Annotated in this window: 19 protein-coding genes; 9 read left to right on the top strand and 10 right to left on the bottom strand. The window is 38.1% G+C overall.

Annotated features, from left to right (window positions below; genetic code table 11):
• Window positions 1–131: 131 nt before the first annotated feature.
• Window positions 132–3,593, top strand: a complete 3,462-nt coding sequence (locus EI546_RS12005) for a hypothetical protein (RefSeq protein ID WP_164905231.1) — start codon at window positions 132–134, stop codon at window positions 3,591–3,593.
• Between the two features lie 251 nt (window positions 3,594–3,844).
• Here EI546_RS12005 and EI546_RS12000 read toward each other — a convergent pair whose 3' ends face one another.
• From EI546_RS12000 to EI546_RS11990, 3 genes are read right to left on the bottom strand one after another with little or no spacing between them, the layout of a single operon-like run.
• The gene (locus EI546_RS12000; RefSeq protein ID WP_128250761.1) at window positions 3,845–4,249 is read right to left on the bottom strand and encodes a DoxX family membrane protein; all 405 of its coding nucleotides are present in this window, start codon (window positions 4,247–4,249) and stop codon (window positions 3,845–3,847) included.
• 16 nt (window positions 4,250–4,265) lie between these two features.
• A complete protein-coding gene (locus EI546_RS11995; RefSeq protein WP_128250760.1) occupies window positions 4,266–4,643 on the bottom strand; it encodes a DUF1801 domain-containing protein in 378 nt (125 codons plus the stop codon).
• Window positions 4,640–5,254, bottom strand: a complete 615-nt coding sequence (locus EI546_RS11990; protein WP_128250759.1) for a class I SAM-dependent methyltransferase — start codon at window positions 5,252–5,254, stop codon at window positions 4,640–4,642. The genes EI546_RS11995 and EI546_RS11990 overlap by 4 nt, the downstream gene beginning before the upstream one ends.
• A 407-nt stretch (window positions 5,255–5,661) precedes the next feature.
• Here EI546_RS11990 and EI546_RS11985 point away from each other — a divergent pair, with 407 nt between their 5' ends.
• The 6 genes from EI546_RS11985 to EI546_RS11965 all read left to right on the top strand — a co-directional run bounded on the left by EI546_RS11985 (window position 5,662) and on the right by EI546_RS11965 (window position 11,333).
• On the top strand, window positions 5,662–6,324 hold the full coding sequence (locus EI546_RS11985; RefSeq protein WP_128250758.1) for a succinate dehydrogenase cytochrome b subunit: 663 nt from the start codon (window positions 5,662–5,664) through the stop codon (window positions 6,322–6,324).
• Between the two features lie 11 nt (window positions 6,325–6,335).
• Window positions 6,336–8,339 (top strand): fumarate reductase/succinate dehydrogenase flavoprotein subunit, encoded by a 2,004-nt coding sequence (locus EI546_RS11980; RefSeq protein WP_128250757.1) that lies wholly within the window; start codon window positions 6,336–6,338, stop codon window positions 8,337–8,339.
• Window positions 8,340–8,440: 101 nt separating this feature from the next.
• Window positions 8,441–8,575, top strand: coding sequence for a four helix bundle protein (locus EI546_RS16605; RefSeq protein ID WP_262707623.1), 135 nt, complete (start codon window positions 8,441–8,443; stop codon window positions 8,573–8,575).
• 110 nt (window positions 8,576–8,685) lie between these two features.
• The gene (locus EI546_RS11975) at window positions 8,686–9,480 is read left to right on the top strand and encodes a succinate dehydrogenase/fumarate reductase iron-sulfur subunit (protein ID WP_128250756.1); all 795 of its coding nucleotides are present in this window, start codon (window positions 8,686–8,688) and stop codon (window positions 9,478–9,480) included.
• A 153-nt stretch (window positions 9,481–9,633) separates the two neighbouring features.
• Complete coding sequence (locus EI546_RS11970; RefSeq protein WP_128250755.1) at window positions 9,634–10,617, top strand: DUF1028 domain-containing protein; 984 nt, start codon at window positions 9,634–9,636, stop codon at window positions 10,615–10,617.
• Between the two features lie 65 nt (window positions 10,618–10,682).
• Window positions 10,683–11,333 (top strand): transglutaminase domain-containing protein, encoded by a 651-nt coding sequence (locus EI546_RS11965; protein WP_128250754.1) that lies wholly within the window; start codon window positions 10,683–10,685, stop codon window positions 11,331–11,333.
• A gap of 64 nt (window positions 11,334–11,397) precedes the next feature.
• Here EI546_RS11965 and rpmA read toward each other — a convergent pair whose 3' ends face one another.
• The 3 genes from rpmA to EI546_RS11950 form a co-directional block, all read right to left on the bottom strand.
• Window positions 11,398–11,661 (bottom strand): 50S ribosomal protein L27, encoded by a 264-nt coding sequence (gene rpmA, locus EI546_RS11960; protein WP_068762586.1) that lies wholly within the window; start codon window positions 11,659–11,661, stop codon window positions 11,398–11,400.
• A gap of 27 nt (window positions 11,662–11,688) precedes the next feature.
• Entirely contained in the window at window positions 11,689–12,441 is a 753-nt protein-coding gene (gene rplU, locus EI546_RS11955) for a 50S ribosomal protein L21 (protein WP_128250753.1), read from the bottom strand.
• A gap of 199 nt (window positions 12,442–12,640) precedes the next feature.
• Window positions 12,641–13,096, bottom strand: a complete 456-nt coding sequence (locus EI546_RS11950) for a DUF4199 domain-containing protein (RefSeq protein WP_128250752.1) — start codon at window positions 13,094–13,096, stop codon at window positions 12,641–12,643.
• Between the two features lie 363 nt (window positions 13,097–13,459).
• On the opposite strand from EI546_RS11950, the gene EI546_RS11945 reads away from it, so the two are divergent.
• Together EI546_RS11945 and EI546_RS11940 are read left to right on the top strand one after the other, a co-directional pair.
• A complete protein-coding gene (locus EI546_RS11945) occupies window positions 13,460–14,776 on the top strand; it encodes a M16 family metallopeptidase (RefSeq protein ID WP_128250751.1) in 1,317 nt (438 codons plus the stop codon).
• Between the two features lie 21 nt (window positions 14,777–14,797).
• On the top strand, window positions 14,798–16,864 hold the full coding sequence (locus EI546_RS11940; RefSeq protein ID WP_128250750.1) for a M16 family metallopeptidase: 2,067 nt from the start codon (window positions 14,798–14,800) through the stop codon (window positions 16,862–16,864).
• 136 nt (window positions 16,865–17,000) lie between these two features.
• On the opposite strand, the gene gldD is transcribed toward EI546_RS11940, so the two are convergent.
• The 4 genes from gldD to mutY form a co-directional block, all read right to left on the bottom strand.
• Complete coding sequence (gldD, locus tag EI546_RS11935; protein WP_128250749.1) at window positions 17,001–17,564, bottom strand: gliding motility lipoprotein GldD; 564 nt, start codon at window positions 17,562–17,564, stop codon at window positions 17,001–17,003.
• Window positions 17,554–18,870 (bottom strand): gliding motility-associated protein GldE, encoded by a 1,317-nt coding sequence (locus EI546_RS11930; protein ID WP_128250748.1) that lies wholly within the window; start codon window positions 18,868–18,870, stop codon window positions 17,554–17,556. Before EI546_RS11930 ends, gldD begins: the two co-directional genes overlap by 11 nt.
• 59 nt (window positions 18,871–18,929) lie before the next feature.
• Window positions 18,930–19,370 carry a single-stranded DNA-binding protein gene (locus tag EI546_RS11925; protein WP_128250747.1) on the bottom strand — a complete coding sequence of 147 codons (441 nt, stop codon included), beginning with the start codon at window positions 19,368–19,370 and terminating at the stop codon, window positions 18,930–18,932.
• 174 nt (window positions 19,371–19,544) lie between these two features.
• The gene (mutY, locus tag EI546_RS11920) at window positions 19,545–20,648 is read right to left on the bottom strand and encodes an A/G-specific adenine glycosylase (RefSeq protein WP_240673107.1); all 1,104 of its coding nucleotides are present in this window, start codon (window positions 20,646–20,648) and stop codon (window positions 19,545–19,547) included.
• Window positions 20,649–20,690 lie beyond the last annotated feature (42 nt).

The following is a 20,690-nucleotide window of genomic DNA, read 5'->3' as shown; positions in this document are numbered from 1 at the left end:
TAACCATTAGCAATTGAAGTTGTTTCCAAATTCATTGTTGTTTTATTTACTTTTGGCCAAATTCCAACGTTTATATAGCGAGTGGAACCATTACCACGAAATAAATCCAGCACTGTTTAGTTGTATAGTTGATGAAATACCTACTGCTTTTGATTTTTATTCTCACGACCTCCATTGGGCTCGCGCAGGATTTGAAATCGAATTACAGGACAAAAACAGTTGCTGTAAGAGATTCGGTGGTTCTTGATAGTTCTGGTATAAACCCTAAACGCTTTATATTGATGGACAAAGAGGGTAATTCTCCAAATCCCTTTAGCTATCGTATTGATTTTAAAAAGGGTACTTTATTTTTCTCCGATGAATTGCAAGAGCAACAAGATTCTATTACCATTGAATATCTGCAATATCCCTCATTCCTTACCCAAGAATATTTTACTCTGGATAAAAAGATTATCATGGAAAACACGGGAAGAATGGATAAATTATATTCACTTCATGAAAGCACTAATAAGAATATATTTACACCCTTTGAAGGTTTAAATACTTCCGGAAGTATCTCGCGGGGAATTACCATTGGGAATAATCAAAACGCGGTGGTAAATAGTCAGCTTGATCTTCAAATAACCGGAAAACTTAGTGAGAAGGTAGCAATCCGTGCTTCTATCCAGGATGCCAATATTCCCGTTCAGGAAGGAGGATATTCCCAGAGCTTAAATGAATTTGACCAGATTTTTATTGAACTTTTTAGTGACAACTGGAATATTCGTGCGGGAGATATTGATCTTGAAAACAGAGGCAGCTATTTTGGACGATTTACCAAAAAGGTGCAGGGAATATCCTTGGGTGGAATAATCCATAATGAAGATGGCTCCAAGATTTCGGCCTTTGCTTCGGGAGCGTTGGTTAAAGGTGTTTTCGCCAAAAGCGAATTTGTAGGCCAAGAAGGTAACCAGGGTCCTTATAAATTGGTTGGACCTAATGGTGAACTTTATATACTGGTTGTTTCTGGTAGTGAGAAGGTTTATGTAAATGGACTTCTGCTAAAACGAGGTGAAAACGAGGACTACGAAATAGACTACAATGCGGGAGAAATTAGATTTAACCCGACCTACCCAATTACTGCCAATATGCGAATTACCGTGGAATATCAATTTACTGATAGAAGTTACACCCGTTTTATTGGGTATGGCGGGGGCAATTATTCCAGTAAAAAACTTGATTTGGGAGTTTATGTATATTCGGAAAGTGATGCAAAAAACCAGCCACTACAACAGAGTCTTACTAAGGAACAGGTGGAGATATTACAAGAGGCAGGGGACGATAAGGACAAAATGATGGCACCCTCCGCCGTTCCAGATGTTTATTCGGAAAACAAAATTCTCTATAAAAAGATTTTAATCAACGGTGTGGATGTATTTGTTTATTCCAACGATCCGGAAGATGATCTTTACAATGTTCGGTTTACTTTAATGGGTAGTAATAATGGAAATTATATAGTAGGAAGTCAGAATTCCATAAGCCGCATATACGAGTATGTTCCACCCATAAATGGAATAAAACAGGGAAATTACGAACCCATTATTAGATTAGATCCTCCAGAAAAACTACAGATAGGCGGTCTTACTGGCAGCTACCACCCCACAGAAAAAACAAAAATAGATTTTGAAATTGCGGGGAGCAATAACGACCAAAATCTATTTAGTGATCTTGACAACAATGACAATGACGGATTTGCAGGCAGATTGGCCTTTAGACAACGAGTGCTGACTACCACCGATACTTTAAGAATCGATGCACTTGGGTCTTTGGATTATGTACAGAGAGATTTTAGAACTATTGAAAGATTATATAATGTGGAGTTTAATAGAGATTGGAATTTGGTAGATCCCAGAGGAAACCAAAGTTTTGTAGTATCCGGCATTGAAGTCTCGCATCCCAAAATTGGAGGTGGGCGTTATGAGTTTCAGAATCTAAATTATTCGGAGAATTTTAATGGTTCGAGACACTTAATTGCTTCAGAACTAAAATTTAAAAAACTCAGAATAACCACTTATGGAAGTATGTTGAACAGTAAGGCAGATTCTATTTCAACGGAATTCTTTCGGCTAAATAATACCACTGCCTATTCATTGAGAAAAGCCTGGGTAGGAGGAAAATTAGCTTTGGAGGATAACCGAATAAAAGATGTGGTACATGACAGTCTTTCTATTATAAGTCAAAAGTTCAGGTCTTACGAAGTTTTTTCAGGTATTGGCGACAGTACAAATGTTTTTGTGGAAATGGGTTATCAATTTAGGGTAAACGATAGTGTTAGGAACAAACGTTTGCAAAAAGTGAATTCCTCCAATACATATTACTTGAAATCACGATTGATCAATTCTGAAAATACTCAGTTATCTGCCTTTGCAAACTATCGTACGGTAAAATACGAACCGTTTTACAAAAATTCCGTGAGCATTGATAGCACCCTGCAAAATGAATTGGTAACAAAGGAAACGGAGCGATCATTCAATTCTAGGATTTTATATAATCAGATGTTTTTTGATGGGGGAATACATTGGAATACCACTTTGGAAACGAACAATGGTGTAGTTCCCCAACAGGAATATACTTATGTGAAGACTGATCCCGGAAAAGGAATATACATGTGGATTGATTACAACAATAATGGAATACAGGAATTAGAAGAATTTGAAGTGGCCCAATTTCCTGACCAAGCTGAATATATACGGGTGTTGTTGCCCAATCAAGTGTTTTTGAAAATCCGACAGAATAAGTTTAGTCAGATCCTTACCTTAAATCCGCAAGCCTGGTCAAATAGCGAAGGTTTCAAAAAGTTGCTTTCCCATTTTTACAATCAGACCTCGTATATATTGGATCGAAAAGTAAAACGCAGAAATGATGGCTTTAATATTAATCCTTTTAAAGATGGGGGCGACGATCAATTGGGATTGAATCTTAATTTTAGAAATGCTCTTTTCTTTAATCGCGGAAAACAGCATTTTACCACGAGCTACACCTTTGTATCTAGCTCTTCTGATAATCTATTGGCTATTGGACTACAAAAGAACGAACTGGAAAGCCACCAATTGAACTTTAGCCACAAATTTTGGGAAGCATGGCTATTCAATCTCAAGGCGGCCAACAGTTCGAATGAAAGTTTGTCGGAAAATTTTGAGAACAGAAATTATCGCTTAAAATCCCAAGAACTAAATCCAAAGCTTTCCTATTTGCTTAACCAACAAACCCGCTTTGATGTTTTCTACAATCTTAAAAACGCTGGAAATCAGTTGGGGCTTGAGGAGTTGAAACAACAGACCTTGGGCTTTTCATTTGCGTACTCCAATTCGGAAAAAATATCCATCAACGGAGAATTTAATTATATTGACAATGATTTTATGGGGAATGCCTATTCTCCAGTGGCCTACCAAATGCTTGAAGGTTTGCAGCCCGGAACCAACTTTACTTGGCGAGCGCTCTTTCAAAAGAGGATAACTAAATATCTGGATGCAAACCTATCTTATTTTGGCAGAAAGAGTGAAACCACTAAAACCGTGCATACGGGAAGTGTACAATTGCGAGCTTATTTCTAAATTTGAACCTCTAAAACTTACAACTTTAGGTTCATTCCATTCTTTCCAACAAGGTATTTTTTAAATAACTCTACTCCTTTCAGGAATTTTCAGATTAAGATTCTTGAATCGTGGTCCTCCAACTTCGATCAAGCTTCGGCAGCCCAGTGGCTCTTTGATTTTTGGGTCCTGGTTCTTGGCTCCTGATACTTATTGGTTCTTTGTTTTTTATTCTTTGTTCTCTTTTCTCTTTACTCTTTTCTGAATAATGGTTATCCCACTTCCCAAAATTTCTCTTTCATAGCGCCTAAGGCGAAAGCTCCAGCAGAGGCAATAAAAACAGAGTAGTCGAAAACGGGTTTTATGCCAATGGAGAAACTCATGGAAAGGGCGAAAATGAGCAAAAGCAGGCCACTTAGATTTGCAAACAATTTTGTCTTAAAGCCGATTATAAGGAAAATTGCAAATATAATCTCAGCACACGTGGCGATTATAGCGAGAGCTGGAATTGCCGAACTTGGAAACCAAGGATTGATAGTTGCCGTATATTGTAAAAAGCTCTCCCAGTTTCCCCACGCGCTAACATTATCCGGCCAAAAGCCGAATCTATCGGCAACAGCGGATAAAAATCCGGCCGCAAGTGCCAGTCTTAAAAACAATTTAATAGCTTTTCTCATAATCAAAAAATGTATTTTAAATTTTCTTCCCTCTAAAATCGATGGCAAATTTTATTAAGTTGATTAAATCCTGATTGGATAGATCAACTTCATTTTTCACCTTGTAATGTCGGAATAATTTTCCCGTACCTTCTAGTATATTGCTGGGATCCGGCAATTGAGCACCGTAATTAAATCCAAGAGTTACATGCTTCGTAGCCGGCATCAGCCAACAAAAGTGTTCCGTTTTTTTCTTTGGACCCGTGCCAAATCCAATGTTCTTTTGCTTTTTCCAGACGACCTCAACAACTTCGGGAAAAATTTTTCTAATTAAATTCCGAGTTTGACGGGACATATTTTTTATTTCCTCGGAAAAGCTTTGGATTGCCTCCTCGAATTCTTGATCCCCTTTCATTTCAAACGTTTAAAAGAACAAAATAGAAAATTCTGAGAGGTGTTGAATGGGGTAATATGATCCTCGGTTTTACATTTTATTTTTTCAAAATGGGGCTCCAAAAATTTCGATAAAGTATTCTCGGAATATTGAGTAATCTCCAGACCGCTACATTTTGTGGGCCCGTTTACTGAGAATGTCCCGATAACCAAATAATTTTTTACCGTGTCCCGGATTAATTTCAAATATGAATCTTTTTCATCTGATTCAATAAGAAAATGAAAGGCAGCCCTGTCATGCCAGAGATCGTATTGTTTTGTGGGATTAAATTCGGTAATATTTGAAACTACCCAATTGATCCTCTTTGCTTTTTCCCCCAATCGTAGTTTTGCTTTTTCCAATGCGTGCGATGAAATATCCAAAACTGTAATATCCGTAAACCCCGCATCCAATAGATAATCTACAAGATTGCTGTCCCCTCCACCAACATCAATAATTGCAGCATTTTTTGGAAGATTAAGGGAATGAATAAATTCCAAAGAGGTTATGGGGACAGACTGCGTCCAACTTACTTGACTCGCATCCTTGGTTTTATAGACGGTTTCCCAATGGTCTTTTTGATTTAAAAGCATCTTAATTTTTTAATATGAATTATGGATTCTTAAAAGAATCAAGTCTATAAAATTAATAAAAACAAAGGGTTTTTGCCTCGCTTATATCTATTCAATTTTATGGTTCTCAATTCTCCCTTACTACAAAGGACCTTATTTTTCTATTTAAAACTTTAAACAATAAAAGAGGTTTTGAGATTAAAAAGTCTTCAAAATAAAAGTCTATCCATTTTGCATTACACGAGAAATTTGAAACTTATAATATCAGATAAGTTCCTTGAATAATAAAACCTCTGAAAATCATTTTGGTAAGTGTCGATTATTTTGTATTTAAACCCATTCTAAATAGCTTACAATAGCGCCTGAATGTTTGGTGTCAATGTGTTTGAATCCTATTTTTGTATAACAATTCCTGAAACAAAAGAATAATGGCAATATTATCTACTTCAATAGCCAGAAAGTTCGCGATGGCACTATCTGGGCTATTTTTGGTGTTATTTCTAGCGCAACACCTTACCATCAATTTATCTTCTGTATTTGATCCAGAGACCTTCAATAGTTGGTCAGAATTTATGGGTACCAATATCGCTGTTCAGTTTATATTACAGCCGATCCTAGCTTTCGCGGTGGTTTTCCACTTTATAATGGGTTTTATTCTGGAAGCTCGAAACAGAAATGCGCGTAAGATAAGTTACAAATCTTATAAGGGGAATAGAAATTCAACCTGGGTTTCCCGGAATATGCTAATCTCTGGATTAGTGATTTTGGCATTCTTAGGTTTGCACTTTTATGACTTCTGGTTTCCGGAAATGAATATTAAATATATTCAAGGAGGACCATTGGATCCTACCCGGTATTATACAGAGATGGTCCATAAATTTGCCGATCCGGTACGTACAGCTCTGTATTGCATTTCCTTTGTATTACTGGCGCTCCACTTATGGCACGGGTTTTCATCTACCTTCCAGAGTATCGGTTGGAACAATAAATACTCTAAAGGTCTCAGAGGATTTACACAGTTTTATGCAGTAGTAGTCCCTCTTGGATTCATTTTTATTGCATTGTACCTACATTTTAATGGATCCTTCTAAAAATTAAAGTTATGTCAAAATTAGATTCAAAGATTCCTGAAGGCCCATTGGCCGACAAATGGACAAAACATAAAAATGATTTAAATCTCATTAACCCGGCCAATAAACGTAATATTGATATTATAGTCATCGGGACCGGACTTGCCGGTGGAAGTGCCGCCGCAACGCTTGCAGAACTTGGCTATAATGTAAAAACATTCTGTTACCAGGATTCTCCGAGACGTGCCCACTCCATCGCAGCACAGGGAGGTATTAATGCTTCCAAAAATTATCAAGGAGACGGCGACTCTAATTTCCGTCTTTTCTATGATACCGTAAAAGGAGGGGATTACCGTTCTCGAGAGGCAAACTCATATCGACTTGCAGAGCTTTCGGGAAATATTATCGACCAATGTGTAGCTCAGGGCGTTCCTTTTGCCCGCGAATATGGAGGATATCTTGATAACCGATCTTTTGGAGGAGTTTTGGTTTCCCGAACCTTTTACGCAAAAGGTCAAACTGGCCAGCAATTGCTTTTGGGTGCTTACGCTGCAATGAACCGACAAATAAATAGAGGGAAGATTACTGCTTACAACCGTCACGAAATGCTAGATTTGGTTGTAGTGGATGGAAAAGCAAGAGGAATTATTGCCCGGGACTTGGTATCCGGAAAACTAGAAAGACATTCCGCCCATGCCGTTGTAATTGCCTCAGGTGGATATGGTAATGTGTTTTTCCTTTCAACCAATGCTATGGGAAGTAACGTTACTGCCTCCTGGAAGATTCATAAAAAAGGCGCCTATTTTGCTAATCCCTGTTATACCCAAATTCACCCTACCTGCATTCCAGTTTCAGGAGAACACCAAAGCAAATTGACCTTGATGTCCGAATCTCTTCGGAATGATGGTAGAATATGGGTTCCAAAGAAAAAGGAAGATGCGGAAGCTATCAGACAGGGAAAGAAAAAGCCAAACGATTTATCTTTGGAAGAGCGTGATTTCTATTTGGAGCGCAGGTATCCTTCCTTCGGAAACCTTGTACCACGCGATGTTGCCTCACGAGCAGCCAAAGAAAGATGTGATGCCGGTTATGGAGTCAACAAAACAGGACAAGCAGTGTTTCTTGACTTTGCCTCAGCAATTGAGCGCTATGGGAAAGAACGGGCGATAGTCCATGGTAACCATAATCCATCCCACGAAGAAATAAGAAACTACGGAAAACAAGTTATCAAAGAGAAATACGGTAACCTTTTCCAGATGTATGAAAAAATTGTCGATCAGAATCCTTACGAAACGCCGATGATGATTTACCCAGCAGTACATTACACTATGGGCGGTATTTGGGTAGATTACAATTTACAATCTACAATTCCTGGATGCTTTGTATTGGGAGAGGCAAACTTTAGTGATCACGGTGCCAATAGATTGGGAGCATCGGCCCTGATGCAAGGTTTGGCCGATGGGTACTTTGTAATTCCTTATACTATAGGAAACTACTTGGCGCAAGATATTAGAACAGGAAAGATCCCAACAACTTCCCCGGAATTTGATGAGGCCGAAAAAAGTGTTCAAGATAACCTAGATAGACTGTTAAACAACAAAGGGAAACATTCCGTTGATTATTTCCACAAAAAGTTGGGCCATATCATGTGGAACAAATGTGGAATGGCGCGTAATGCACAAGGTTTAACAGAAGCGATGGCCGAAATAAGGGAACTGAGAGAGGAGTTCTGGAGAGATGTGCGTGTTCCGGGAACCCAGTTTGAACTTAACGCCGAATTGGAGAAAGCAACTCGGGTAGCAGACTTTATGGAGCTCGGGGAATTAATGGCAAAAGACGCGCTCAACAGAAATGAATCCGCAGGTGGACATTTCCGTGAGGAATTTCAAACCGACGAGGGGGAAGCCTTGCGAGACGATGAAAACTATATGTACGTTGCCGCGTGGGAATATACAGGCGATCCAGCGAATGAAATACTCCATAAAGAGGAGCTTAATTATGAGAATATTGAAGTAAAAGCTAGAAGTTATAAATAGTGTTAATGAAGTTATTAAGTTATTGAAGATGGGAAGTTTTCAATCTCTTGAAGAATTGGCTTGCTGAAGAAGCAAGAAATCTTCGAAATTTTGTAAGTCGAATGGCTCGCAGCTCTTTGAGTGAAACTCTGGATCACGGAATAATTGCTTTGGACGAAAAATATTTATCCGAAGTTGATCTAAAGGAACTTAGAGTTATTCATGATAAAACATTACTGATTTTGAATGGATATTAAATCTCTCCAAAATCGTAAACCCTAAATAACTCAATAACCAATAACTTAATAACTATTTTTTTTAAACAGAATTATCCAAACTCAGCAATGAGTAAAATATACCGGAAATTATGAAACTTACACTCGATATCTGGAGACAGAAAAATAAAGATACCAAAGGAGGATTTGTGACCTACCCCTTAGATGGGATAGAAGGTGATATGTCCTTTTTGGAAATGTTGGATGTTCTCAATGAAGAGCTTATCAACAAAGGCGAAGAACCTGTACAATTTGATAGCGATTGCCGAGAGGGAATCTGTGGTTCGTGTTCCCTGCAGATCAATGGGGAACCACACGGACCGGATCGTTTAATTACCACTTGCCAACTGCATATGCGTAGCTTTAACGATGGCGACCATATTGTTATTGAGCCGTTCCGCGCAAATGCATTTCCGGTAATAAAGGATTTGGTTATTGACCGAAGCTCATTCGATAGAATTCAGCAAGCTGGTGGTTACATTTCTGTGAATACTTCTGGAAACACAGTTGATGCCAACACTATACCGGTAAACAAACACGACGCCGATGAATCATTTAACGCCGCTACTTGTATTGGCTGTGGCGCTTGTGTAGCTGCATGTAAAAATGCGAGTGCAATGTTGTTTACTTCTGCCAAGATTAGTCAATTTGCTTTGTTGCCACAAGGACAAATTGAGGCTACAGATCGTGCATTGAATATGGTAAAACAAATGGATGCCGAAGGATTCGGGAATTGTACCAATACGGGAGCTTGCGAAATTGAATGTCCAAAAGGTATTACTCTTGTGAGCATTGCGCGAATGAATCGCGAATATATGAGTGCAAGTTTAAAAGGACCTCTTTCCAATGCCTGGACCTTGGATGATGAATCGTCACTTTTTGATTAATATTTCCTAGCCGATTTCTGAAGATTTTAATCTCCTGAAAATAAATGCATGAAAATAATATAAGCCCTGCCAATGCGGGGCTTTTTTATTTTTAGATGAATTTAATTTTTCCGAAGAATATAATTTATCTTTAATAGATCAATTCGGAAGGCTATGCACTTAAAAGTATTTTTCGTCATATTTATCATTAGTTTACAAATGAATTCCCAAGATCAAAAACCACACGACCCATTTGCCCACACCTATTCCATTGTAGCGCGAGATGCAAAAACTGGCGAAATGGGCGTAGCTGTACAAAGTCATTGGTTCAATGTAGGCACTGTTGTTCCCTGGGCTGAGGCAGGAGTTGGTGTGGTTGCGACCCAATCTTTTGCAAATGTTTCATTTGGGCCAAAAGGACTAGCATTACTGAAAGAAGGAAAAAGTCCCCAAGAAGTTCTGGACATCCTATTAAGTAAAGATCCGAGCAAAGAATTCCGTCAAGTAGCGATAATGGATAAGGTGGGACGCGTTGCCACTTTCACCGGAAGAAATTGTATAGACCACGCCGGACAAAAAAACGGTCAGGATTTTTCAGTCCAAGCTAATATGATGCTTACGGATAAGGTAGTTGGCGCCATGGAAAAAACTTGGTTAGAAAATTCAGATTTACCTCTTGCTGAAAGAATGATCGCGGTTTTAAAATCTGCGGAAGATGTGGGCGGAGATATTCGAGGGCGGCAATCGGCAGCAATAATAATCGTAAAAGGTGAGGCAAGCTCGGAACCATGGAGCGACCGTATTGTAGATCTACGCGTAGATGACGACACGTTTCCAGTGCAGGAATTGGATAGGTTACTAAAGGTTTCACGGGCTTACGACCATATGAATGAGGGCGATATATTTGTGGCAAAAAACGAAATGGAAAAGGCAAGAAAGGAATATAACACTGCCATGGAAATGTTTCCAGACAATTTAGAAATGCAGTTTTGGACCGCTATCGCCTTGGCAAACGATAACCGGATTGTAGAAGCGGCCAAGATGCTCCATAAAATATATAGGCGTGATCCACAATGGCGTAAACTGACAAAACGTTTACCGAAAGCAGGTTTACTTAAATTAAATGACGCTCGAGATTTGCAAGCACTTTTGGAATAATATGTGCATAAGGACTCAATAAGGAGAACTTTGAAACGTTCTTTAAACATTAGGAGAACTTAAGAATGATAAGAAAGGATTTATATAGCATATTTTTATTTATACTTCTAGGCAGTACGGTTTATGGACAGGTTGGGAATATTATAGGCAAGAGAGAAAGCCGAAACACACACACCAAAAAAAATGAAACCACCCATTTAACGAAAAAATTAGCTAAAGCGATAACTAAAAACTCCCACTCCGATTCAGAAAAGGTCTATGCTATTTACCTTTGGATTGCAACAAACATCGTTTATGATAATCAACTCCATCTAAATACAAATCTCCAGAAAAAAATATATGTCTCCGAAGAGAATGTTATTAGAAACGTATTACAAAGACGGATGGCACTTTGCGGAGGATTCGCTTTCCTATTCAAGGATCTCTGTGGGAAGGTAGGAATATCTGCCGAGGTCGTGCACGGCTTTACAAAAAATTATTCTTCCGGAAACCAAGATTATAAAAAACCTACGCACACCTGGAATGCAGTAAAGTTGAACGGCAAGTGGCAATTATTGGATATTACCTGGGCCGTTGGCTACGGTACTCCGGAGAAACCCGATGATTTTTGGTATTTCACCAAGCCAACTGACTTTATCCTATCGCATTATCCTGAAAATCCAAGTTGGACACTTTTGGATAAATCCATTTCTCTTAGCGATTTCGATAACCGTTAATTTCTATCCATAAAAAAACCCTCACATTTCTGTGAAGGTTTCAGTTTATATTCATCAACAGTAACTATGCTTCTGCGTTTGGAACGATAGAAACGTAGCTCTTATTATCTCTCTTTTTGGTAAACTTCACAGTACCATCCACTTGTGCGTGAAGGGTATGATCTTTCCCACCATATACATTTTCACCAGGATGATGTGTGTATCCTCTTTGTCTTACGATGATATTCCCAGCAATGGCTGCTTGTCCTCCAAAAATCTTAACGCCAAGACGTTTCGATTCGGATTCTCTACCGTTTTTGGAACTACCAACACCTTTTTTGTGAGCCATGGTTTATACTTTTTTAATTAATTATTCTTATTTCTTGTCTTTCAACAAAGCTTTCGCTTGTTTTACCCACTCTTCGGCCTCAATTTTCTCACGGGTAACGCCGTCGATTGCAGAGAGCTCTTCGCGATCAGCTGCTTTTAGTTTGCTGATTTGTTCAAAAGTGTAGATACCAAGTTCGTTCAATTTCTCTTCGTAAACTGGTCCAATACCATTGATCAATTTCAAATCGTCTGCATCAGCTTTGCCAGCGGTACCAATACTGTGAAGTATTTTATCGATGTTGATTTCGATATTGGCCGCCTCAGCACGATTTTCTGCACGAGTAACCAAGTTTTCGCTAACTTCAACTTCCTTCTTTGCGGATGGAGTTGCTTTTGGTGCGGATGTTTTAGCTTCTACTTTTGGTTCAGCCTTTGTTTCCTTTTTGACTTTAGCTTTGGTCTCTTCCTTTTTAGCGGGAGTAGCACCTGAAGCTACAATGCTTTCAATCATAATTTGAGAAAGGTACTGGCGATGGCCATTTTTCTTGCGAAAACCTTTTCTTCTTTTCTTTTTGAAAACAATAACCTTGTCACCCTTAAGGTGTTTAATGACTGTAGCTCCAATCTGGGCTCCGTCTATAGCCGGGGCGCCTAGGGTAATATTATCACCGTCACCAATAAGAAGGACGTTGTCAAAAGACACCTTTTTACCCTCTTCAACTGGCAAACGATTGACAAAAACCTTCTGGTCTTTCGCAACTTTTATCTGCTGCCCTGCTATCTCTACAATTGCGTACATAGCGAATCGTTTATAAATTAGTTAAACAAAAAATCTTTTACCTTCCAGTAAAAGCGGGTGCAAATATAGTTTTTTAATGCTAAACCACAAATTGTTTTTTACTTAATCTTTTAGAACCAAATAATTAGACACAACCCATAACATCCATAACAAAGGTGAAGAAGCTCCGTTAAATTTTAAAAGGAAAATTTTGAAGAAATTAAAGGGTATTTCTATTTCCATCCTGGGTGTTCCAAGATCTTTTTAAAAGTTGCATAAACGAAAAGGTTAAAACCAACGTAGTTACAATTCCCATAATAAGGATTGATATAACTAGCATTGCAGTTCCCAGATCGGTTTCCATATTCCAACTTCTCATAATGGCTGTGGCAAACTCGTTGTCTATTTGGTACATATAAAATGCCATGAATATGGTAAAGATAATTGCTGCAATCCCTCCAGTAAACATTCCTACCTCAAAACCTTTCTCGAATTTTAATTCCTTTCTGGAAGAACCGTATTTTTTTAATGCCAAATAGATTCCCACTGCGAAAATCAATCCGTTCACTACACTTAAAACGGGATATTGATGAAGCCCAATCAATTTTAGAAGAAGAAAATAAACAATTAAGGCGACTGCCGTAAAAATGCCATAAGTGGAGTAAACTTTGATCATACCGAAGATTTTAAGTTGAAAGTTACAAAACTTGCGGAAAAGGGAATACACCTTAACTAAAATTTATAGGGAATTTTTAAAAAACCTTTGATTCATTTTTAATAAGTTGGATTTAAGACAAAGAATTGCGTAATAGAATCCCTGTTATTTCAACGCTGCAAATTTTATAATTTTAAAAATGTAAGGCTCCCTAGAATAAGTCCGAATATTTCAGGAAACGACCTAATAAGCATCCTACGTTGAAGAAAAAAATGAAATCAGCAATTTGCACATTTGCCAATTACACTTAAGCTGTTAAAATCTCCATAATCTTTGTATTTTTGCATGATAAAATTTGAGTCAAATAATCTGTAAACTTAAAAAATGAAAAAAACATTTCTAACCGCTTTTTTAGCCGTAGCTGCCATCTGCAGTATTCAGGCACAGCACGTAAATTTTGAAGAATACGATCTGGACAACGGATTGCACGTTATTCTTCACGAGGACAAAACATCTCCAGTGGTAATTACATCTGTAATGTATCACGTAGGTGCCAAAAATGAAACTCCGGGCCGTTCTGGATTCGCGCATTTTTTTGAACACTTACTGTTTGAAGGTACCGAAAATATTGGTCGCGGAAAATGGTTCGAAATTGTTTCCTCTCATGGTGGAACAAATAATGCGAACACCACTGACGACCGAACGTATTATTATGAGATCTTCCCTTCAAACAATGTAGAGATTGGATTATGGATGGAGAGCGAACGTATGCTTCATCCAATTATTAACCAAATTGGAGTGGACACTCAAAATGAGGTTGTAAAGGAGGAGAAGCGCCTGCGAGTGGATAACCAGCCTTACGGAAATCTATTGAAAGCAGTAAAAGAAAATCTTTTCAAAAAACACCCTTATCGTTGGACCACAATTGGTGAAATGGAAGATTTGGATGCAGCAACACTTGATGAGTTTAAAGCCTTCAACAAAAAATTTTACGAGCCAAACAACGCCGTACTTGTAGTGGCAGGAGATCTTGACAAGGCCAAAGTGAAAAAAATGATAAAGGATTACTTTGGTGATATTCCAGCGGGTCCTAAAGTTGTTCAACCGGATATTAAAGAGGATCCTATTACAAAGCAGATCGATGCTAAGTGGTATGATCCAAACATTCAATTGCCTATGGTTGTTCACGCTTACCGAACTCCCTCAATGAAAGATCACGATGCCTATGTGCTGGATATGATCTCCACAATTCTTAGTGATGGAAAAAGTTCACGTTTGTATAAAAAATTGGTTGACGAAGAGAAGATTGCAATGGAAGTTGCCGCTATAAACCTCAGTCAAGAAGATTATGGCAGTTACATCACTCTTGCTCTTCCTTTAAACAATACACCATTGGAAACCTTGACAAAAGAGATAGATGAAGAGATTGTAAAATTGCAGACCGATCTTATCTCTGAGCGTGAATACGAAAAACTTCAGAATATCTATAAAAATAAATTCGTAACTGCAAACTCAACTATTGAGGGTATTGCCAATTCTCTGGCAAATTATTATACTTTTTATGGGGATACGAACTTAATCAACAAGGAGCTGGACATTTACAAGAACATTACTCGTGAAGAAATCCGCGATGTTGCCAAAAAGTATTTGAATCCTAACCAACGCCTACGCTTGGAATATTTGCCAAAATCAGATCAATAATTATAAAAGTATTATCCAAAGATGAAAAAATATTTATACCTATTTATTGCAGGACTTTTAACTACAAGTCTCGCAACAGCTCAAATAGACCGAAGCAAAATGCCTATTCCGGGGCCAGCGCCAACGGTTAATTTATCCGAACCTTCCACTTTTTCCCTTGATAATGGAGTTACAGTTCTGGTTGTAGAAAACCATAAACTGCCAACGGTAAGAGTGCAGCTACTCATTGATAATCCAATTCATGCTTCAGGCGAAAAGGCAGGAGTAGAAAATCTGGTTTCCGCGATGATGGGTAACGGAACTACGAATATGTCCAAGGATTCATTTAATGAGGAAGTGGACTATTTGGGAGCGACAATCGCTTTTGGACCAGAAAGCGGATATGCAAGTTCGCTATCAGAATATTTCCCAAGAATAATGGAATTAATGGCCGATGCTATAAAAAATCCATTGTTTACCGAGGAAGAATTTCAAAAGCAAAAAGATAAACTTTTGGAAGGTTTAAAAAGCCAAGAAAAAAATGTATCTCATGTAGCTAGTCGAATCAACTCTGCTTTGATTTATGGAAAAGATTATCCAAAAGGGGAATTTACTACTGAGGAAAAAGTAGAAAAACTGACTCTTAATGATGTAAAGAGTTACTACGAAGATTTCTTTAACCCAAAGAACGCTTATTTGGTGGTTGTGGGAGACGTTACCCGAGCTGAGGTAGAAAGATTGATTAGAAAAGATTTAGGCGATTGGAAAAAAAATCCAGTACCGTCTGTTGTCTATGCCGATCCTAAGGATGTTCAATACACACAGATCAATTTTGTAGATATGCCTAATGCAGTTCAATCTGAAATTGCCATAGAGAATCTGGTAAAACTAAAGATGAACGATAAGGATTACTTCCCCGTTTTGGTTGCCAACAGAATTCTTGGTGGTGGCTTTAATAGTCTTTTGAACATGAATTTGCGTGAAGCTCACGGTTGGACTTACGGAGCTCGTTCCAGCACTGGTGCTGATAAAAACATTACTCGTTTTATGGCTTCAACCAGTGTAAGAAATGCTGTTACTGATAGCGCCGTAGTGGAAGCTTTAAAAGAAATTCGATTTATTCGGGATAATAAAGTCACTACCCAGCAATTGGCCAACGCAAAAGCAAAATTTACCGGAGATTTTGTTCTAGCATTAGAAAGCCCGGCAACGATTGCCCGTTATGCCTTGATGATCAAAACCCAGAACTTACCTAAGGATTTCTACATTAATTATCTTAGAAAGATAAATGAAGTAACTGTAGATGATGTTCAGAGGGTAGCTAAAAAATACTACAAACCGGATAACCTCCGAATTGTAGTTGTTGGAAAGGGATCTGAGGTTTTGGAAGGTCTTAAAAATTTAAAAGGTCCTACTGGTAAATCCATTCCAATCAGTTATTTCGATAAATATGGAAATCCTGTTGCGGAGCCAGATTATAACAAAGCAATAGACGCTGGTGTAACCGCAGAGACTGTTATAGATAATTATATAAAGGCAATTGGAGGTAGAAAAGCGGTGGAAGGAGTAAAAAACTTCACTATGCTAGCCCAAGCGGAAATGCAAGGGATGAAACTGGATCTTGAAGTTAAGAATACCACTAAAGACCAATCCTCTATGATTCTTTCCATGGGTGGAAATCCACTGCAAAAAACAGTTTTCAATGGTGAGAAAGGATTTATGATTGCCCAAGGTCAGCGAATCGATTATGATGAGAAACAAAATGCAGCGGCCAAAGCGAGTGCAGCTCCATTTCCAGAACTAACGGTAAAAGATGCCAAATTAGAACGAGTTGAACCTGTTGATGGAAAAGATGCTTATGTCGTTTCCTTTAAAGGTGGCAAAGAAGCTTTTTACGATAAGGCAAGTGGCTTGAAAGTAAAAGAAGTTACAACCCAAGAAATGATGGGACAATCCATTACCTCAACTATTTTATTCGAGAATTATAAGGATGTTGATGGTATAAAGTTTCCGTTTACCATAAAGCAATCCGCTGGTCCTCAGGAAATCACTTTTGAAGTGAACAAAGTTGTTATCAACGAAGGTGTTTCGGATTCCGATTTTGAATAATCTCTAGCCGAATTCAATAGGAATTGAAAAGCCGCTTCGGGAAATTCTCGAAGCGGCTTTTAATATTTATATCTCTTTCATAAAATTCCTTATCAGATTTTAGACTGCAGCTGAGAGGACTTTCAGTATTCCAAATTTATTTCCATTCAATTGTCTCCATCAACCTTCGTATATCTTCCCGCAGGTAGATTACGGCTGGATAAATTGAATCGAAGTTTGGTTTCGCATCAAAATAAAGCGCCCCGTTTAAAAAATGATTAATACTGTCGGTAACATAGAATTCTGCCTGGGTAGCGGCATTTCCGTTTATCATATAGAACATCCCATATACCTTCTCGTCCGGATTTATAAAAGGTTGCTCGGGAATACTGTTTGCCTTTATAGTATGATCGTAAGCCAACTTCTGGGCATCCCTTAACAAAGAATCCAAATTGTTGTTCTTGACATCCCTGTAAGTCATATATAGTGTTGCCTTCATCTTCGGATAATTAATATTGATATCACAATCCTTCAGTTTAACCATTTGTGCATTATCATTTATTTCAAAAGAAAATGGACACTTGGTATGGACAGTTCTATACTCGGGAGTAGGATATTCCAACCTCAGCTCGGCGGCAGGTTTTACCAAAACATTATCCCCACAAGAAAAAAGGAAGAAGGGAAATGAAAGAGCAAGAAAAAGAAAACGTTTATTTTTCAATGGTAAGTTTTATTTGTTTGATGCGTTTTCCTTCAAACGCCTCAATAGTAAACGCATAATTATGGAAGGAAATTACTTCGTTCTTCTTTGGAAAGCCTTTGGAGATTTCCAATAGAAAACCAGCAAGTGTTTCCGCTTCTCCTTTTGCTTCTTCAAAGAGTTCCGGATCTTCAGGAAGCACAACCTTGTAGAAATCCTTTAAAGGAGTTTTTCCTTCAAACACAAAGGTATGCTCGTCAAGTTTAGAAAAAATCATATCCTCATCATCAAATTCGTCACTTATTTCGCCTACGATTTCCTCAATAATATCTTCCATTGAAATTAAACCACTTGTTCCTCCATATTCATCGACCACAATTGCCAAGTGCATTTTCATTTCTTTAAACTCATTTAAAAGATCATCGAGTTTTTTATTCTCTGGAACATAATAGGCTTCCCTTATTAAAGCATTCCAATCCAAATTTTTCCTATCGGTATAGGGCACCAGATCTTTTACGTACAAAATCCCGGTTATATGGTCGATATTCTCTTTATAAATGGGAATCCTGGAATATCCGTGTTTTATTATCTCTGGCAGAATCTCTTTAAAGGGCTGGTCCTCGCTTAAGGCGAAAATATCCATCCGATTTTTCATTACCTGTTTGGTATCCGTATTTCCAAAGGTGACAATTCCCTGAAGTATTTTTTGTTCCTCCTGTGTGGTGTCCCTATTAGAAAGTTCTAGAGCTTGTGAAAGATGATCAACGCTTATGTTCGACTTCTGCCTGCCATAACGCCTATGAAGATAAACGGTTGCCGAACGCATTGGCAAACTTATTGGAGAAAGTAGTGTATCGAGAATGTTTATAGGTTGCGCCATAAAAGCTGCAAAGGAGACCCTATTTCTGTTGGCGTATATTTTTGGCAGAATCTCTCCAAAGAGCAGTATAAAAAAAGTAACTACCACCACTTCTAATAGGAAGTGAAGGTCTATTCCATAAAAATTGGTGCGTATTCCAGCAAAAAGGAAACTGCTAATAGAATCAAATAGAAGGACGATTGCAATATTTATAAAATTATTGGAAACAAGAATCGTAGCTAAAAGTTTCTTCGGGGCATTTAGCAACCGTTCCACAATAACCATCTTCTTTCCCGTAGATTTTTTCTCACTTTCCTCAAAGTCTGCTGGAGTTAAAGAAAAGAAGGCAACTTCCGCGCCCGAGATTAATGCCGAGCACGCAAGAAGAACCAATAATAAAATAATGCTGGTTATATGGGTATAATCCCAATTATCTAATAATTGCAAACCTGGAGGTTCCGTATCCAAATTATAGAGGTTGGCCTGTTACCGGATAATATGCCGGCGGATGGCAGGCAGGTTAAACGTTAAAAAGGAAGATCGTCGTTCTCTTCCTCATTTATATTTGGGGCAGATTGATTAATAGGTTCGGATCTGGGGGTTTCTGTTGCAGGAGTAGGATTATCGCTTTTTGGAGATAGAAATGTAAATTCCGAACATTGGATTTCGGTACTATATCTGTCCAGGCCATTTTCATCCTGCCATTTTCTCGTTTTTAACCGACCCTCGATGTAAACCATATCTCCCTTCTTGAGATATTTCTCACAAATTTCAGCAGCCTTATTTCTCACCACAATATTATGCCACTCGGTATTGGTCACTCTTTCGTTGGTGGATTTATTGACGTAAGTTTCATTTGTGGCAAGCGGAAAACGACCTAAACAATTCCCACCATCAAAATAATGCATTTTTACATCGTCTCCTGTTCGTCCAATCAACATTACCTTATTTAATGTTCCATTGCTCATAATCGTTAGTCTTTAAGTTTTTGCAAATATACTTTTTACGATTCTAAATATACGGAATTTTAAGACTTTATAAGGTGGGTTTTTTCTTCTTTTAAGAGAGATATTCATTTTTACGCTTCGAATTTCAGACGAATGAATAAATAGGAGGATTTCTATTCTCCCAGGAAATTCAGCCTACCCATAATTTTCAAAAAATTCAGAAACGAAATTTTCGATCAATACGGGCACTGCATAATTATCAATTTCGGATATTGAAACATCATGTTCTCCAACCGCAGCCTGCTTCTTCAGATGAGAAGTTTCTACAATCCAAAACCTAGTGTTTAAATGTTGATGGGAAAGCTTATGAATTACCGCCTTTTCATTATAAAGAACAACAGATTCAATATTCAAATCCTTAGTTTGTTTGTGAAATTCGGGTAGCGCTATTAATTCATTAAGATTGATCTCATCTAGAGTTTCAATTAATGGAAATTCGTAAAGTTTATGCCATATCCCCTTTCCCAACCGTTGTTGTAGAATGGTCCTTTCATTATTAGCAAGAATCACCAAATAATTGAAATATCGCCTTTTCACTGGTTTGGCTTTTATCTTAACAGGGAGGTTAGATACAGTTTCGGTTTGAAACGCCGCACACATATTCTTGAAAATACAATTCTCACAATCTGGATTTTGGGGAACGCAATATTGTGCTCCAAACTCCATAATTGCTTGGTTATAAGTCCCGGGTTGATTTTTATCGATGAGATTTTGGGCTAGTTCCTTAAATTTCTTTTGGCCACTTGTGGAATTTATGGGTGTTTTAATTCCGAAAATTCGAGAAATAACCCGATAAACATTTCCGTCGACTACAGCTTCTGGTTCATCAAAACAAATACTTGCGATGGCACTTGCCGTGTAATCCCCCACTCCTTTTAATTTCAGCAAATTCTTATAGGTTTTGGGAAAAATTCCGTTCATTTCATTAGAGACCATTTTGGCGGTGGCGTGAAGATTTCTAGCGCGTGAATAGTAGCCAAGGCCTTGCCAAAGCTTTAAAACATCGGACTCGGGTGCTTCTGCTAAATCTTTCACCGTAGGATATGCCTCAATAAATTTTAAATAATAAGGAAGGCCCTGGACAACCCTGGTTTGTTGGAGCATTATTTCGGACAACCATATTTTATAGGGATCTTTAGTGGCTCTCCAAGGAAGTTCGCGTTTATGGCGTAAATACCAAGTAATGAGAAGAGTGTCAAAAAAGGCATATGTTTTCGGCATTCCACGAAAGTAATCCATATTCCTTTTAATTTTAAAGGATTATGCTTTGAATTATTGATT

This window comes from Aequorivita sp. H23M31 (assembly GCF_004022485.1).
GTDB lineage: Bacteria > Bacteroidota > Bacteroidia > Flavobacteriales > Flavobacteriaceae > Aequorivita > Aequorivita ciconiae.
Note: the sequence above shows the minus strand (reverse complement) of the source record. Positions and strands in the feature narration are given on the sequence as shown.

Coding starts and splice junctions, on each gene's coding strand:
- EI546_RS11970 (WP_128250755.1), top strand. CDS start 9,634: ATGCACTTAAAAGTATTTTTCGTCATATTTATCATTAGTTTACAAATG.
- EI546_RS11975 (WP_128250756.1), top strand. CDS start 8,686: ATGAAACTTACACTCGATATCTGGAGACAGAAAAATAAAGATACCAAA.
- EI546_RS11990 (WP_128250759.1), bottom strand. CDS start 5,254: ATGCTTTTAAATCAAAAAGACCATTGGGAAACCGTCTATAAAACCAAG.
- EI546_RS11995 (WP_128250760.1), bottom strand. CDS start 4,643: ATGAAAGGGGATCAAGAATTCGAGGAGGCAATCCAAAGCTTTTCCGAG.
- EI546_RS11985 (WP_128250758.1), top strand. CDS start 5,662: ATGGCAATATTATCTACTTCAATAGCCAGAAAGTTCGCGATGGCACTA.
- rplU (WP_128250753.1), bottom strand. CDS start 12,441: ATGTACGCAATTGTAGAGATAGCAGGGCAGCAGATAAAAGTTGCGAAA.
- EI546_RS12005 (WP_164905231.1), top strand. CDS start 132: ATGAAATACCTACTGCTTTTGATTTTTATTCTCACGACCTCCATTGGG.
- EI546_RS16605 (WP_262707623.1), top strand. CDS start 8,441: ATGGCTCGCAGCTCTTTGAGTGAAACTCTGGATCACGGAATAATTGCT.
- EI546_RS12000 (WP_128250761.1), bottom strand. CDS start 4,249: ATGAGAAAAGCTATTAAATTGTTTTTAAGACTGGCACTTGCGGCCGGA.
- EI546_RS11980 (WP_128250757.1), top strand. CDS start 6,336: ATGTCAAAATTAGATTCAAAGATTCCTGAAGGCCCATTGGCCGACAAA.
- rpmA (WP_068762586.1), bottom strand. CDS start 11,661: ATGGCTCACAAAAAAGGTGTTGGTAGTTCCAAAAACGGTAGAGAATCC.
- EI546_RS11950 (WP_128250752.1), bottom strand. CDS start 13,096: ATGATCAAAGTTTACTCCACTTATGGCATTTTTACGGCAGTCGCCTTA.
- mutY (WP_240673107.1), bottom strand. CDS start 20,648: ATGGATTACTTTCGTGGAATGCCGAAAACATATGCCTTTTTTGACACT.
- EI546_RS11945 (WP_128250751.1), top strand. CDS start 13,460: ATGAAAAAAACATTTCTAACCGCTTTTTTAGCCGTAGCTGCCATCTGC.
- EI546_RS11965 (WP_128250754.1), top strand. CDS start 10,683: ATGATAAGAAAGGATTTATATAGCATATTTTTATTTATACTTCTAGGC.
- EI546_RS11925 (WP_128250747.1), bottom strand. CDS start 19,370: ATGAGCAATGGAACATTAAATAAGGTAATGTTGATTGGACGAACAGGA.
- EI546_RS11940 (WP_128250750.1), top strand. CDS start 14,798: ATGAAAAAATATTTATACCTATTTATTGCAGGACTTTTAACTACAAGT.